We start from the raw sequence: 13327 nt of genomic DNA on the forward strand, positions 1-13327 counted from the left end.
GCCGGTCGCCCGCCCCTCGATCGTTGATTCAGCAAAGCAGCGATCCGACGCCGGTATCGGAGGGAGGCGGCTATGACCGCACGAATGCAATGGCCTGCACTGCTGGCGGCACTTGTCTTGGTGGCGGCCCTGCCCTTTGACGCCGCCGCGCAAGCGCCGGGCGTTCAACGAGCGAAAGGGCCGCCGAGGGGGGCGCCTGCCCACGCCGCGCCACGGCCGGCGGCACCGCCTGCCATGCGGCCGCCTGCGGTGCACGCGCCGCCGCCGGCCGTCCGGAGCGTCGCCCCCCGACCGGCCCCGGTCGTTCGCGCGCCACAGCCGCGCTTCCAGCGTCCGGCGATGATGGCGCGCTCCCCGCAGGCGCCACACATCAACCGCACCGTGCGCCGGCAGCAGCCGGCCCGGCAGATGGCGCGGCCAAGCGCGACCACGACGCGTCAGGTGCAACGGCAGGAGCGCGCCCGCAGGCAGCAGGAGAACCGCGCATTGCGCCGGCTGCCGGCCGCGCAGCGCGCCGTGCGACGCCAGGAGTTTCAACGCGCGCGTGAGCAACGCGCGCAACAGCGGCTCCGTCCGCAAGGAACGCCCATCCAAGGTCAGGCCGCCATTCGACCGAACGTCACATCAGCGCCACGCCGGAACGGCCAGCCGCGCATCGCGGCGCAGGCTGCGCGGCAGGGCCGCTTCGCCGCGCCGTTCATGGGCGGTGGCAATATCCGACCGGTGCGGGCGGCCTATGTGGCGCCACGCCGCGCTTGGCACCGCGGTCTGCGCGCAGCTTTCGTACCGTGGTACGGGCCGGTGTTCTGGCCTTACGCCTACTCCGACATCTTCGACTACACCTTCTGGCCGGACGGCTATGACCACGGCTATTGGGCTTATGCCTATGATGACTTCCTCGATGGCGTGTTCTGGGGCGAGGAAGGCCCGCCGGAGGAATATGCTTACGCGCCCGGCGTCGAACGCCCGGCACCAACGGCTCCGCGCTACGCTACTGTGCAGGAGCTCTGCAGGGATCCCGGCACCGGCATCACCGCCTGGCCGTTCGCCGATATCGAAAAGAAGGTCGGTCTGAACAACGACCAGATACACTTGCTCGCGGCGGTGAAGAAGGCGGGACAAGATGCCAGCGCGGCATTCAAAGCGTCGTGTCCTCCGAACGATGCATTCCCGCTGACGCCGGTTGGGCGGGTGGAGGCGATGACGTTGCGCTTGCAGGCGACGTTGCAGGCGGTGCAGACGGTGCGGCCGCCATTGGCGACCTTCTACGACGCCCTCAGCGACGAGCAGAAGGAGCGCTTCAACGAGCTCGGCCCCAAGGACGCGCGCAAGCCGGTCAATGACGAGGCCAAGCAGGCGCAGGACGCGCAAAGCTGCAAGCAGCCCAAGGAAGGCCTCTCCAACCTGCCGATCGAAAAAATCGAAGACGCCGTGAAGCCGACCGATGCGCAGATGGCCGGCCTCAACAGCCTGCAGGACGCGACGACCAGGGCTGTCGCCATCCTGCAGGCGGCATGTCCCGACGAAATCCCCCTGACGCCGCCGGGACGGTTGGAGATGATGGAGAAGCGTCTCACCGCGATGATCGATGCCGCCAACACCGTGAAGCCGGCGCTCGCCTCGTTCTACGGCTCGCTAACGAACGAGCAGAAGGCGCGCTTCAACCGCATCGGCCGCATCTTGGCGCAGAGCAAGTGAACGACGCGGCCTAGCACCGATAAAAAAGGCGGCCCGCAAAGGCCGCCTTTTCTTTACTCGCCGCCGCCATCGAACCGCTTTCGCGGGCGATGACAGCTCTTTCTCACTCCGCCGCGATACGCACTTCCGGCGCCGCCGCCTTGATGTCGGCGGTGACGTGGCTCTCGAACTTGGCGAAGTTCTTCTGGAACATCTCGACCAGCGCACGCGCGGTCTTGTCGAACTCCGACTTGTCCTTCCAGGTCTTGATCGGATTCAAGAGATGCGGCTCGACGCCCGGCACCGACGTCGGCACGGCGAAGCCGAAATACGGATCGGTGCGGAAATCGGCATTCTTGAGCGAGCCGTTGAGAGCGGCGGTGACCAACGTGCGCGTCGCCTTGATCGGCATACGGCGGCCTTCGCCGTACTTGCCGCCGGTCCAGCCCGAGTTCACCAGCCAGACGTCGACGTTGTGCTTGTTGATGTAGTCCTTCAGCAGGTCGGCATAGACCGACGGATGCCGCGGCAGAAACGGCGCGCCGAAGCAGGTCGAGAACTCCGGCTGCACGCCGACAAGGCCCTTCTCGGTGCCCGCGACCTTCGCGGTGTAGCCGGACAGGAAGTGGTACATCGCCTGCTCGGGCGTGAGCTTGGCGACCGGCGGCATGACGCCGTAAGCGTCCGCCGTCAGGAAGATGATGTTCTTCGGATGGCTGGCGCGACCGGTGCGCGACGCGTTCGGAATAAAGTCGAGCGGATAGGCCGATCGGGTGTTCTCGGTCTTCGAGCCGTCGTCATAGTCGGGCACGCGCGTCGTCGGATCGAACACGACGTTCTCGAGTACGCAGCCGAAGCGGTTGGTCGCATCCCAGATCATCGGCTCGGCTTCCTGGCTGAGCTTGATGGTCTTGGCGTAGCAGCCGCCTTCGAAGTTGAAGATGCCGTCCGGGCCCCAGCCGGTTTCATCGTCGCCGATGAGGATACGGTTCGGGTCGGCCGACAAGGTCGTCTTGCCGGTGCCGGAAAGGCCGAAGAACAACGCGCTCTCGCTGCCGTCCTTGCTGACGTTGGCGGAGCAGTGCATCGGCACAACGTTCTTGGCCGGCAGATAGAAGTTGAGCGTGGTGAACACCGACTTCTTCATTTCGCCCGCGTAGGACGAGCCGCAGATCAAAACGATCTTGCGGGTGAAGTCGATCGCCACCATCGTGTCGGAGCCTTCGCGGCCGCCATGGCGCTTCGCGTCCGGCTTGAACGACGGCAGATCGATAATGGTCATCTCGGGCACGAAGCCGCCGAGTTCCTTGAGCTCCGGGCGGATGAGGAGCTGACGGATGAACAGCGAGTGCCAAGCGTATTCGGTGAAGACGCGGACCTTGATGCGGTGCGTATGATCGGCGCCGCCATAGAGATCCTGCGCGAACAGCGTCTTGCCTTCGACATGCTTGATGAAGTCGGCGAGCATAGTGTCGAAGTTCTCCTTCGACATCTTGCGGTTGCCGTCCCACCATAGAACGTCGCGCGTGAGATCGTCTTCGACCGTGTGCTTATCCTTCGGCGAGCGGCCCGTGTGATGGCCGGTCTCGGCGCACAGCGCGCCGCCGGCGACAATCGACGCCTCGCCGTTGCGGATGGCGTGCTCGTACAGCGGCGCCTCGGTCAGATTCCAGTTCACACCGGCCAGTTTTTTGAAGCCGAATTTATCGGCACCGTACGCCGCGTTCCGTACACCAGTCTCTTGCACGCTATCCTCCCAAACTCAGCCGGGCCGCAAGGCGGCATACCCCTCACCGACTGCTCACGCTAGAATCCGGCTATAGATAAGAAAAAAGCATAGCCGTCTGTTCCGAAGGGCGCGACCATAGTCACGAAAGCCCTGGAAGCCAAGGCAAAAGCCATGCATCCGCGCTAGCGAGCTTTGCGCTGCATCAATGGATCGGCGGTGCGGGCGGTACGGAAGGCTGCGTTTGATGTCTTAGATATCAGCGGCGTTAACGAAGTGAGGATTGGACGCCGATAGCCGGCGCCCAATCCATTGTGCGTTGCGATAAAACGCGCGTCAGCGTGCCCACACCATGTTCACTGCCGAACATGCGGCGGGGCCATGGTCACTCCGTCAACCCCTGACGGGCGAGCCAGTCGCCGATCAGATCGGCGACCGCCTTGTTGTTCTTGTCCATCATCAGCATGTGGGAATTTCCCTTGATGCCGACGTCGGGCAAGTTCACCACATCAACCTTACCGCCCGCCGCACGCACGGCATCGGCGTAGTCGAGGCCAATTTGCCGCATCTTCGGCCAGCGGCTGTCGGTCGCGATGTAGTCGCCGTAAACCACCAGCGTCGGGATATTCTTGAGATTGGCGGCCTGCGCCTTGTCGCCCGCCACCGCGGGTTCGACCGCGACGATGCCCTTGATCTTGTCGGGCCGCGCTTGCGCGACCTTGAAGCCGAAACCACCGGCCTGGCTGTGAACGAGCAGCACGCAAGGACAGACCTTGTCGACCAGGGCGGTATAGGCGGCGATGATCGCCGTGTCGGTGGTGGTCCAGCGCGGCACATTCTGCTTCATGAAGTTATCGTAGGCCTCGACCGGGAACTGGTTCCCCGGCAACACCTTCATCTTCGCCGGATCCGCGTTCCATGAGCCCGGTCCGTCGCCGATGCGGAACCGCTCGAAGGGACCCGCCTTGGTCAGGAAGTTCGGCTGACCCTGCCATATGTCCGGCGAGGCGAAGCCGGAGCGGCCGCGCTCGACCGCGTCCGACACATAGACGTCCCAGCCCTTGCGGACGAACATATTGAGCCAGCCTTCACGGCCGTCCGGCGTGGTCTCGTAGGTCACGCCGGTCAGTCCGCCGCCGTGCCACATCAGCAGCGGGTATTTGCCCTTGCGGTTCTGCGGCAGGAAATACTGCGCGTACATCCCTTCGACCTGATAAAGCCCGTTCGGGTCGAGCTTGGCCGGCACGCCACCGGGGCTGAAGACGACCTCCTTGACCGGCTTGCCGGAAACTTCCACCACGCGCCCGCCGACGTGGAACGATCCCATTCCTCTCAGGACGATCGGCTCGTCGGCAAAGGCCGGCGTGGCGGCGGCAGCCAGCACGGCGGCCAGCAGGAATCTGCGCATAGTTTCACTCCCAGGTTTCTTGTTGAGGCCGCGCACCGCGGCCGACTTGCAGAGATCGTTGCAGAATCAATCGACGCTGATGTTGGCGGCGGCGATAACCTTCTTCCAACGTGCGGACTCGGCCTTGATGAAGGCGCCGAACTCCTGCGCGCTGTTGCCCACGGGAACCGCGCCGTCGGTCGCCAGCCGTTCGCGCACGGTTTCGTCGCTCAGCGCTTCGACGGTCGCTTTGTGCAGGATGTTGACGACATCGGCCGGCGTCTCGTGCGGCACGACGAAGCCGTACCAGGCGCTGGCGTCGTAATCCGGATAACCGCTCTCCGCCACGGTCGGCACGTCCTTCATCAGCGGCGTGCGCGTCTTGCCGGTAACGGCGAGCGGCCGCAGCTTGTGCGACGTCAGCAGGCCGGTGACCGAGGGAATCGTCGTCACCATGAACTGCGTCCGGTTGCCGAGCAGATCGACGATCGCCGGCCCCGCGCCGCGATAGGCAAGGTGCACCGTATCGATTTTGGCGGTCAGGTTGAGCAGCACCGTCGCCAGATGACTGGCCGAACCGTTACCGGCCGAGCCGTAGTTCAACTTGCCGGGCGCCTTCTTCGCTTCCGCGACAAGATCCTTCAACGTCTTGCAAGGCGACGCTTCCGGCACCACGACGACAAGCGGCGCCGAGGCGACCAAAGTGATCGGGTCGAAAGCCTTCAGCGTATCGACCTTCAGCGACTTGAAGAGATGCGGATTGACCGCCATCGGCCCCTGATTGGCCATCAGCATCGTGTAGCCGTCGGGTGTCGCCGACGCCACGGTCATGGTCGCGACATTGCCGCCGGCCGTGCCGATATTCTCGACGACGATCGTCTGGCCAAGCCGTTCCCCGACCTTCTGCGCCACGATACGCGCGATGGCGTCCGTGCCGCCGCCGGCCGCATACGGCACGACAAGCCGGATCGCCCGCGTTGGATACGTTTGCGCCCATGCGGTGCGCGGCAATACAAGCGCGGTGGCCAGCGCGGCACAGAAATGACGGCGATCGATAGACGACATGGCGTTTCCCTTCTTAGCTTTTTGATCTTCGTTAGCTGATTTGCGAGCGGACATCGGCCCGCGGATCACGGACGTACACAGCTCCTTCGAATAGACGGCGTGCGGTTCTAAGAACGGACACCACCGGTTCGTTTTGCTCGCCCGCCGCCTCCAGGCGAACCTCGAGACTGCCGAGCGGGTGTTCGATCGAGAGCGACGCCGGAGATCTCACCTCACCGGCGAAAGCGCGCGCTACCGTGCCGCTCTGCGTGCAGGCGGTGGCCAGTCCGACCGCGCCGGTGATCGCCAGCGCGGTGTGGCAGCTGTGCGGCATGAAATAGCGCGCCGAGAAAGCGCCGCCGTTCTGCGCCGGCGCGAGGAGCACCGGCTTGGGAATGACAAGTTCGGCAACGTTGGGAAAACCCATGCGCCGTCCGGCTTCGAGACGGAGCGTCTCCAGACGCTGCAGAAAGGCGCGATCCTCGTTGAGCGCCGATGGCTGCTCCCAGCCGGTTTTGCCGAGATCCCGCGCCCGCACGATCATCAGCGGCATGGCCGCATCGATGCAGGTCACCTCGATGCCGTCGATCATATCGACGACCGCGCCCGTCGGAAAAAGCTTGCCGGTCTTGGCGCCGGCGGCATTCAGGAAACGCAGGCGAATAGGCGCCGCCCGACCGGGCACGCCGTCGATCCTGGCATCGCCATCGTAGATCACCTCACCGCCCGGCGTTTCGACACACGCTTCGATGAGCTTGCCGGTATTGACGTTGTGAATGCGCACCTGCGTCACGTCCGACGCCGCACGCACCAGCCCTGTGTCGATGGCGAAGGGCCCCACCGCCGCGAGCATGTTGCCGCAGTTCGGCGATGTATCGACGACTCGGTCACGCACGTTGACCTGCGCGAAGAGATAATCGACGTCGGCGCCCGCTTTGGTCGGAGGCCCGACAATCGCGACCTTGCTGGTCAACGGATGGCCGCCGCCGATGCCATCGATCTGCAACTCATGGCCCGATCCCATCGCGGACAGCAGGATCGCGTCGCGCTCGTCACGATCCTGCGGCAGGTCGGACGCGCGGAAAAACGGCCCTCGCGAGGTGCCGCCGCGCATCAGCGTGCATGGAATCTTGATTTGCTGACGCATAAGCGCGCGCGGCCCCGGACGACTTCGTTGCAGGCTGGGATACCGGCACCGGCACGGATTGGTGAAATGCAAAGATTTGCGCTATTGATAGCCAATGCGCATCAATTTCGATCTGCTCGATCTGCGAGCCTTCCTCACCGTGCTCGATACCGGCGGTTTTCACAAAGCCGCGGAGGCGCTGAATCTGTCGCAACCGGCGCTGTCGCGCCGCATCCAATCGTTCGAACAGGCGATCGGCGCTCCCGTTCTCGAACGCACCACACGCCATGTCGCCGCGACCACGGTCGGCCGTTCGCTCGAACCGCTGGCGCGGCGCCTGCTCGACGAATTCGAGGAGTCATTGCTCGCCTTGACCGGCGTGGGCGATCGACAATCGGGCCAGATCACCTTGGCCTGCGTGCCGACGGCGGCCTTCTATTTCCTGCCGCGCGCGATCGAGCGTTTCAACGCGCAGTTCCCGCGCATCCGTTTTCGCATCTTCGATTTATCGGCCAACGAAGCGCTGGAAAGCGTCGCGCGCGGCGAGGTCGAGTTCGGCATCAACTTCATGGGCAACTCCCATCCGGATTTGAACTTCACGCGCCTTGCCGACGACCCGTTCGTGCTCGCTTGCCGGCGCGATCATCCGCTTGCCAAGCGCCGGCGCCTGACCTGGAAGGATCTCGAAGGCCATCTGCTGATCGGGGTCAGCCGCAACAGCGGCAACCGTACGATCCTCGACGCCGCGCTCGCCGGCACCAAGGTGCGCCTCAACTTCTTCTATGAGGTCAACCATCTGACGACGTCGCTCGGCATGGTCGAGCGCGGCCTTGGCCTGTCGGTTCTGCCCAAATTGGCGACGCCGCCGAACAATCACGCCACCATCGTCACCAAGGCGATCACCCATCCGGAAGTGAAGCGCACCATCGGCATTGTCGAGCGGCGCGGCACGCGGCTGTCGCCTGCCGCACAGCGCTTCCGCACCATGCTGCTTGAAAGCTGGCGTATGTGAAACAGCGGCGCGCCTTTAGCGCGCCGCGCGGGCGGCTTCCGCCAGTTGCTTGAGCACGCCGCGCAAGGCGCCGGGCGCCGTCACACGCTGTGGAAACGCCAAGCGAAGCGTGGTCTGACCGAAGTGCAGATCGATGCCGTCGGGATCGATCCCGACGCAACGCCACGCGCCGTCCGGCGCGCCGAGGAGCCGTGTGGCATAGAGCGCCAACGCTTCGGCATGATCGGCGTTCATGTGCGCGACGGCATCGGCTTCCGCCTCGATCAGCGGCTGGGCATCGCCGATGTCGGTCAAGATGTCAGCGGCTGTGAGATCGGCCGCGCGTGCGAAGCCGCCGTTGAGATGCGCCGACATCGCCCGCATGCGCCAGAACGAGAAGTCGGCGAAGCCGGCGTAAAGCTCCGCCTTCGGGTGGCGCGCCAGGAACCGCCGTCGCAGACGCGGCTCGTCGGCGTGATCGCGCGGGACCGGCGCGAAGGTTCCCAATACCGTCAGCCGCGGATGCGCCAGCGCGTCGCCCTTGCCGGTGTCGGCGAGCAGCAGCGAGGCGCGACCGTCCCGCTCGAGATTGGCGGTGTGGGTGGCGAGACGTGACACCAGGATCAGCGGCGCGCCGTCGATGTCGGTCGCGACATTGGTCAGCGAGGCGAAGGGATAGCCGCCGTTGCGGTCGAGGGTTGCCAAGGTCGCGGTGCGGACGGTGCGCAGCAGGGTCTTGGCCACGTCGCGCGGCTTGAAGTCGGCGGGCTGCGGCGCGCCCTCCGGCGTGCGCCCCGGCATCGTGCCGGGCAGCGGCTGGGGGGCGTCGTCGTCGGGCGTCATGAGCGGCTTCCTGGGGCCTTCGGTGGACATTAACGAAGGTTAACACTTTGTCAGGACGAGCAATCTTTTGCCCGGCCGGCCTTGCATCGGCTCAGGAATCACATAGTTGTTGCAAAGAGGTCACATTTCAGCCCCCGTTTGTGGGCTCAAACGCGGCTGGGACGTCACGCCGATAGGCACTTCTAGAGGCTTTTTCAGAGGGGCTCATGCCGACAATCGCTCTCGTCGACGATGACCGCAACATCCTGACTTCGGTGTCGATGGCTCTCGAGTCCGAAGGCTATCGCATCATGACGTACACCGATGGCGCCAGCGCGCTCGATGGCTTCAAGACCTCGCCGCCGGACCTTGCCATCCTCGACATCAAGATGCCGCGCATGGATGGCATGGAGACCCTCCGCCGTCTGCGCCAGAAGACCGACATCCCAGTGATCTTCCTCACCTCCAAGGACGAGGAGATTGATGAGCTGTTCGGCCTCAAGATGGGCGCCGACGACTTCATCCGCAAACCGTTCTCGCAGCGGCTCCTCGTCGAGCGCGTGAAGGCGGTCCTTCGCCGCACGACGCCGAAAGACGGCCAGCCGGTCAAGGAAGTCGATTCCGCCAAGGTGCTCGAACGCGGTCTGCTCCGCATGGATCCCGAGCGCCACACCTGCACCTGGAAGAATGAACCGGTGACGCTCACCGTCACCGAATTCCTGATCCTGCAGGCGCTCGCCACGCGCCCGGGCGTGGTGAAAAGCCGCAACGCCCTGATGGACGCCGCGTACGACGATCAGGTCTATGTCGACGATCGCACCATCGACAGCCACATCAAGCGGCTGCGCAAGAAGTTCAAGGTCGTGGACGACGACTTCGAAATGATCGAGACGCTTTACGGCGTCGGCTACCGCTTCAAGGAAGCCTGAGCCGGTGACCGTTCGTCCCCGCGAAAGCGGGGACCCAGCGCGGCATCTGGTGCGGTGTAGTTCTGGATTCCCGCTTGCGCGGGAATGAACGGAGATTGGGGCGACGAGCTAAAGCCTGACTGAAGGACCGCAATTGCGGTAGACTCGGCGGGTAAATCCAGACCTATGGATTGAAACGACGTGCTCGATCGTACTGCGGAAACCCAAGCTCAAGCGGCCCAGCGTGCCAAGAGCGGCGAGACGCCGCGCACGCCGTCGTCGCGGTTTGCCGCCATGCGCCGGCCGTTGAAGTCGGCCTGGGCCTTCTTCGTCTCGCAAAGCTTTTCCAGCCTCACCCGCCGCATCGTCTTCCTGAACCTGGCCGGTCTTTGCGCGCTGGTCGTCGGCGTGATGTACCTCTCGCAATTCCGCGCCGGCCTCATCGATGCGCGCGTGCAGAGCCTGTTGGTGCAGAGCGAGATCATCGCCGGCGCCATCGCCGCATCGGCCACGGTCGAAACGGATGCGCTCACCATCGATCCCGAACGGCTGCTCGAATTGCAGGCCGGCGAGAGCTACGGTCCCGCCGACGACGCGGTGTCCGGCATCGAGTTTCCCATCAATCCTGAACGCGTCGCGCCGGTGCTGCGCCGCCTCGTCTCGCCGACCAAGACGCGGGCGCGCATTTACGATCGCGACGGCGTGCTGATCCTCGACAGCCGCAATCTCTACGGCCGCGGCGACGTTTTGCGCTTCGACCTGCCGCCGCCCGATACGGCGGAGCCCGGCCTGATGGAACGCGCCTTCATCGCGATCCGGCGCTGGTTCGGCCGCGGCGATCTGCCGATCTACAAGGAGCTCGGACCCGAGAACGGCAAGGGCTATCCGGAAGTCACGCAAGCGCTCAACGGCCTGCACGCCAGCATGGTGCGCGTGAACGACCGCGGCGAAGTGATCGTCTCGGTGGCGGTGCCGGTGCAGCGCTTCCGCGCCGTGCGCGGCGCGCTCATGCTCTCGACGCAAGGCGCCGACATCGACGACATGGTCGAAGCCGAGCGGCTCGCCATCTTCAAAGTGTTCCTGATCGCCGCCGGCGTGATGGTGGTGCTGTCGATGCTGCTGGCCGGCACGATCGCCGGCCCGGTGCGTCGGCTCGCCGACGGCGCGGAGCGCGTGCGCCGCCGGATCCGCAGCCGCGTCGAAATCCCCGACTTCACCCGCCGCAACGACGAGATCGGCCATTTGTCCGGCGCGCTGCGCGACATGACCAACGCGCTCTACAGCCGCATCGAAGCGATCGAAAGCTTCGCCGCCGACGTATCGCACGAATTGAAGAATCCGCTCACCTCGTTGCGCTCGGCGGTGGAGACGCTGCCGATGGCCAAGACCGACGCCAACCGCAAGCGGCTATTGGACGTCATCGAGCACGACGTGAAACGGCTCGATCGTCTGATCTCCGACATCTCCGACGCCAGCCGTCTCGATGCCGAATTGCAGCGCCAGGAAGCCGCGCCGGTCGACGTGGCCAAGTTGCTCGATGCCTTGGTGACGGCGGCGAACGAAGTGCGCGGCGACGTGCGCGTGACGCTCAACTTCGAGGGCTCGGGCGGCTTCCGCGTGCCCGGCCATGACTCGCGTCTTGGACAAGTCGTCAGCAACCTGATCGACAACGCGCGTTCGTTCTCGCGCGAAGGCGGCCAGGTGCGCGTGACCTGCCGCCGGCTCAAAAGCGACATCGAGATCGTCGTCGACGATGACGGCCCCGGCATCCGGCCCGATGCGCTGGAGAAGATCTTCGAGCGCTTCTACACCGACCGGCCCGAGGAGCAGGGCTTCGGCCAGAACTCCGGTCTCGGACTCTCCATTTCGAAGCAGATCGTCGAAGCGCATGGCGGCAGCATCCGCGCCGAGAACCGCACCGCGCCGCCGGCGGCGGGCGACGAAGAGCCGCGCGTCACGGGCGCGCGCTTCATCGTGCGCCTGCCGGCGATGTGAAGCCGCCCGAACCTGGTGGCGCACCTCGCCTTGATCCGTCATCCTGAGGTGGCCGCGTAGCGGCCCTCGCAGGAGGACAGGCACTGAATCCCGGGCCGCTTATCCTTCGAGGCTCGCTTCGCTCGCACCTCAGGATGAGGGGACTAATTCTGCGCATGGGCTCAACAGGCACCACCATCCACGCCTCGGCCGTGCTTGTCGGTGCCACGGCCGTGCTGATCCGCGGGCCCGCCGGCGCCGGCAAATCGCGGCTGGCGTGGGAGCTGATCGCGGCGGCCACGCAAGGCGCCCTGCCCTTCGCGCGGCTGGTCGGCGACGACCGCGTCCATATCGATGCACACGCCGGCCGGCTGCTGGTGCGGCCGGCGCAAGTGCTGGCGGGCCTTCTGGAAATCCGCGGCCTCGGCATCCGCCGCCTGCCTTATGAGCCCGTGGCGGCCATCGGCCTCCTGGTCGACCTCGCCGCCGCCGACGCCGCCCGCCTGCCGGAGCCGGAGGCGTTTGAGACCGCGCTCGCCGGTGTCCTGTTGCCACGCCTACCGGTCGCGCGCGAACAGGCTTCTCTACCCTTGGTTTTAGGGCGCCTAGCCACCCTTTCTGCGGGTGATTGACGGTGGGGCGCGAGGTGCGCTACTGCGGCGCCCTTCGACACGGTTGGAATAATTAACGATAACCGGCCTAGGCTTCGACAGGCCGAAAACCGACGCCCCCGAGCACCCCTCTTTGGCTCAACCTTTTCGCAGTGCAACAGAGCGCTTATATAGCGGGCAGGCCCCTTGCAATGGGGCTTCAGATGGGCCTGAATGTCGGCCCTTTCGTGCGGCGCAAAAACGCGCCCGCGAGGAGTTCGGAATGATCGGCCTCGTATTAGTGACCCACGGGCGGCTCGCCACCGAGTTTCGCTCGGCCTTGGAGCATGTCGTGGGTCCCCAGCGTCAGATAGAAGCCATTACCATCGGGCCCGATGACGACGTCGAGCAATGTCGCAAGAACATTCTCGACGCGGTCAAACGGGTGGACAGCGGCGAAGGCGTCGCCATCCTCACCGACATGTTCGGCGGCACGCCTTCCAACCTCGCCATCTCGGTGATGAGCCAGCCCAAGGTGGAAGTGCTGGCCGGCATTAACCTTCCGATGCTGATCAAGCTGGCCAAGGTGCGCGAAACCGCACCGCTCGAGACGGCCGTCGCGGCCGCTCAGGAAGCCGGCCGCAAGTACTGCACCATCGCGAGCCGGGTCCTCAGCGGTAAATGAGCGAGCCCGCGGCAGCCGACGGCACGTCCGCGCTCGTGCGCGAGGTGATGATCGTCAACAAGAAGGGCCTGCACGCCCGCGCCTCGGCCAAATTCGTCCAGACCGCCGAACAGTTTCACGCCGACATCAAGGTCACGCGCCACGGCGAGACCGTCGGCGGCACCTCGATCATGGGGCTGATGATGCTCGCCGCCGCACCGGGCACGACCATCACCATTGCCTGCTCCGGCCCGGACGCCCAAGCGGCGATGGATGCACTCACCGCGCTTGTCGCCAATCGCTTCGGCGAAGAAGAATAAGCACGCACCGTCTCACTGCATCTCGCGTGAGACACAATCATCGCAAATTTCTGAAAACTTGCCTCGCATTCCGGAGCCTGGCGCGGCGCCTACCCGTG

General features: G+C 65.2%; 12 protein-coding genes. 7 read left to right on the forward strand and 5 right to left on the reverse strand.

Annotated elements, in window-relative coordinates:
• The first annotated feature begins 339 nt into the window (after positions 1-339).
• Positions 340-1698, forward strand: coding sequence for a Spy/CpxP family protein refolding chaperone (locus tag DW352_RS16060; RefSeq protein ID WP_162827001.1), 1359 nt, complete (start codon positions 340-342; stop codon positions 1696-1698).
• A gap of 103 nt (positions 1699-1801) precedes the next feature.
• On the opposite strand, the gene DW352_RS16065 is transcribed toward DW352_RS16060, so the two are convergent.
• From DW352_RS16065 to DW352_RS16080, 4 genes are all read right to left on the reverse strand, one after another.
• Entirely contained in the window at positions 1802-3424 is a 1623-nt protein-coding gene (locus DW352_RS16065) for a phosphoenolpyruvate carboxykinase (RefSeq protein WP_115692287.1), read from the reverse strand.
• 364 nt (positions 3425-3788) lie between these two features.
• On the reverse strand, positions 3789-4811 hold the full coding sequence (locus tag DW352_RS16070; RefSeq protein WP_115692288.1) for an alpha/beta hydrolase: 1023 nt from the start codon (positions 4809-4811) through the stop codon (positions 3789-3791).
• 66 nt (positions 4812-4877) lie between these two features.
• Entirely contained in the window at positions 4878-5855 is a 978-nt protein-coding gene (locus tag DW352_RS16075; protein ID WP_115692289.1) for a Bug family tripartite tricarboxylate transporter substrate binding protein, read from the reverse strand.
• 31 nt (positions 5856-5886) lie between these two features.
• Positions 5887-6981 carry a 4-oxalomesaconate tautomerase gene (locus DW352_RS16080; protein WP_115692290.1) on the reverse strand — a complete coding sequence of 365 codons (1095 nt, stop codon included), beginning with the start codon at positions 6979-6981 and terminating at the stop codon, positions 5887-5889.
• Between the two features lie 94 nt (positions 6982-7075).
• On the opposite strand from DW352_RS16080, the gene DW352_RS16085 reads away from it, so the two are divergent.
• Positions 7076-7972 carry a LysR family transcriptional regulator gene (locus tag DW352_RS16085; RefSeq protein WP_115692291.1) on the forward strand — a complete coding sequence of 299 codons (897 nt, stop codon included), beginning with the start codon at positions 7076-7078 and terminating at the stop codon, positions 7970-7972.
• Positions 7973-7987: 15 nt separating this feature from the next.
• On the opposite strand, the gene DW352_RS16090 is transcribed toward DW352_RS16085, so the two are convergent.
• Positions 7988-8752 carry a HugZ family pyridoxamine 5'-phosphate oxidase gene (locus tag DW352_RS16090; protein WP_115694440.1) on the reverse strand — a complete coding sequence of 255 codons (765 nt, stop codon included), beginning with the start codon at positions 8750-8752 and terminating at the stop codon, positions 7988-7990.
• Positions 8753-9000: 248 nt separating this feature from the next.
• Here DW352_RS16090 and DW352_RS16095 point away from each other — a divergent pair, with 248 nt between their 5' ends.
• From DW352_RS16095 to DW352_RS16115, 5 genes are all read left to right on the forward strand, one after another.
• Positions 9001-9702 (forward strand): response regulator transcription factor, encoded by a 702-nt coding sequence (locus tag DW352_RS16095; protein WP_115692292.1) that lies wholly within the window; start codon positions 9001-9003, stop codon positions 9700-9702.
• Positions 9703-9975: 273 nt separating this feature from the next.
• Positions 9976-11676: a sensor histidine kinase gene (locus DW352_RS16100; protein WP_115694441.1), complete on the forward strand. Its 1701-nt coding sequence runs from the start codon at positions 9976-9978 to the stop codon at positions 11674-11676.
• Between the two features lie 155 nt (positions 11677-11831).
• On the forward strand, positions 11832-12287 hold the full coding sequence (locus DW352_RS16105; protein WP_115692293.1) for an HPr kinase/phosphorylase: 456 nt from the start codon (positions 11832-11834) through the stop codon (positions 12285-12287).
• Positions 12288-12528: 241 nt separating this feature from the next.
• On the forward strand, positions 12529-12930 hold the full coding sequence (locus tag DW352_RS16110) for a PTS sugar transporter subunit IIA (protein ID WP_115692294.1): 402 nt from the start codon (positions 12529-12531) through the stop codon (positions 12928-12930).
• Entirely contained in the window at positions 12927-13229 is a 303-nt protein-coding gene (locus DW352_RS16115; protein ID WP_115692295.1) for an HPr family phosphocarrier protein, read from the forward strand. The genes DW352_RS16110 and DW352_RS16115 overlap by 4 nt, the downstream gene beginning before the upstream one ends.
• Positions 13230-13327 lie beyond the last annotated feature (98 nt).

This window comes from Pseudolabrys taiwanensis, assembly GCF_003367395.1.
In the GTDB taxonomy this organism is placed as follows: domain Bacteria; phylum Pseudomonadota; class Alphaproteobacteria; order Rhizobiales; family Xanthobacteraceae; genus Pseudolabrys; species Pseudolabrys taiwanensis.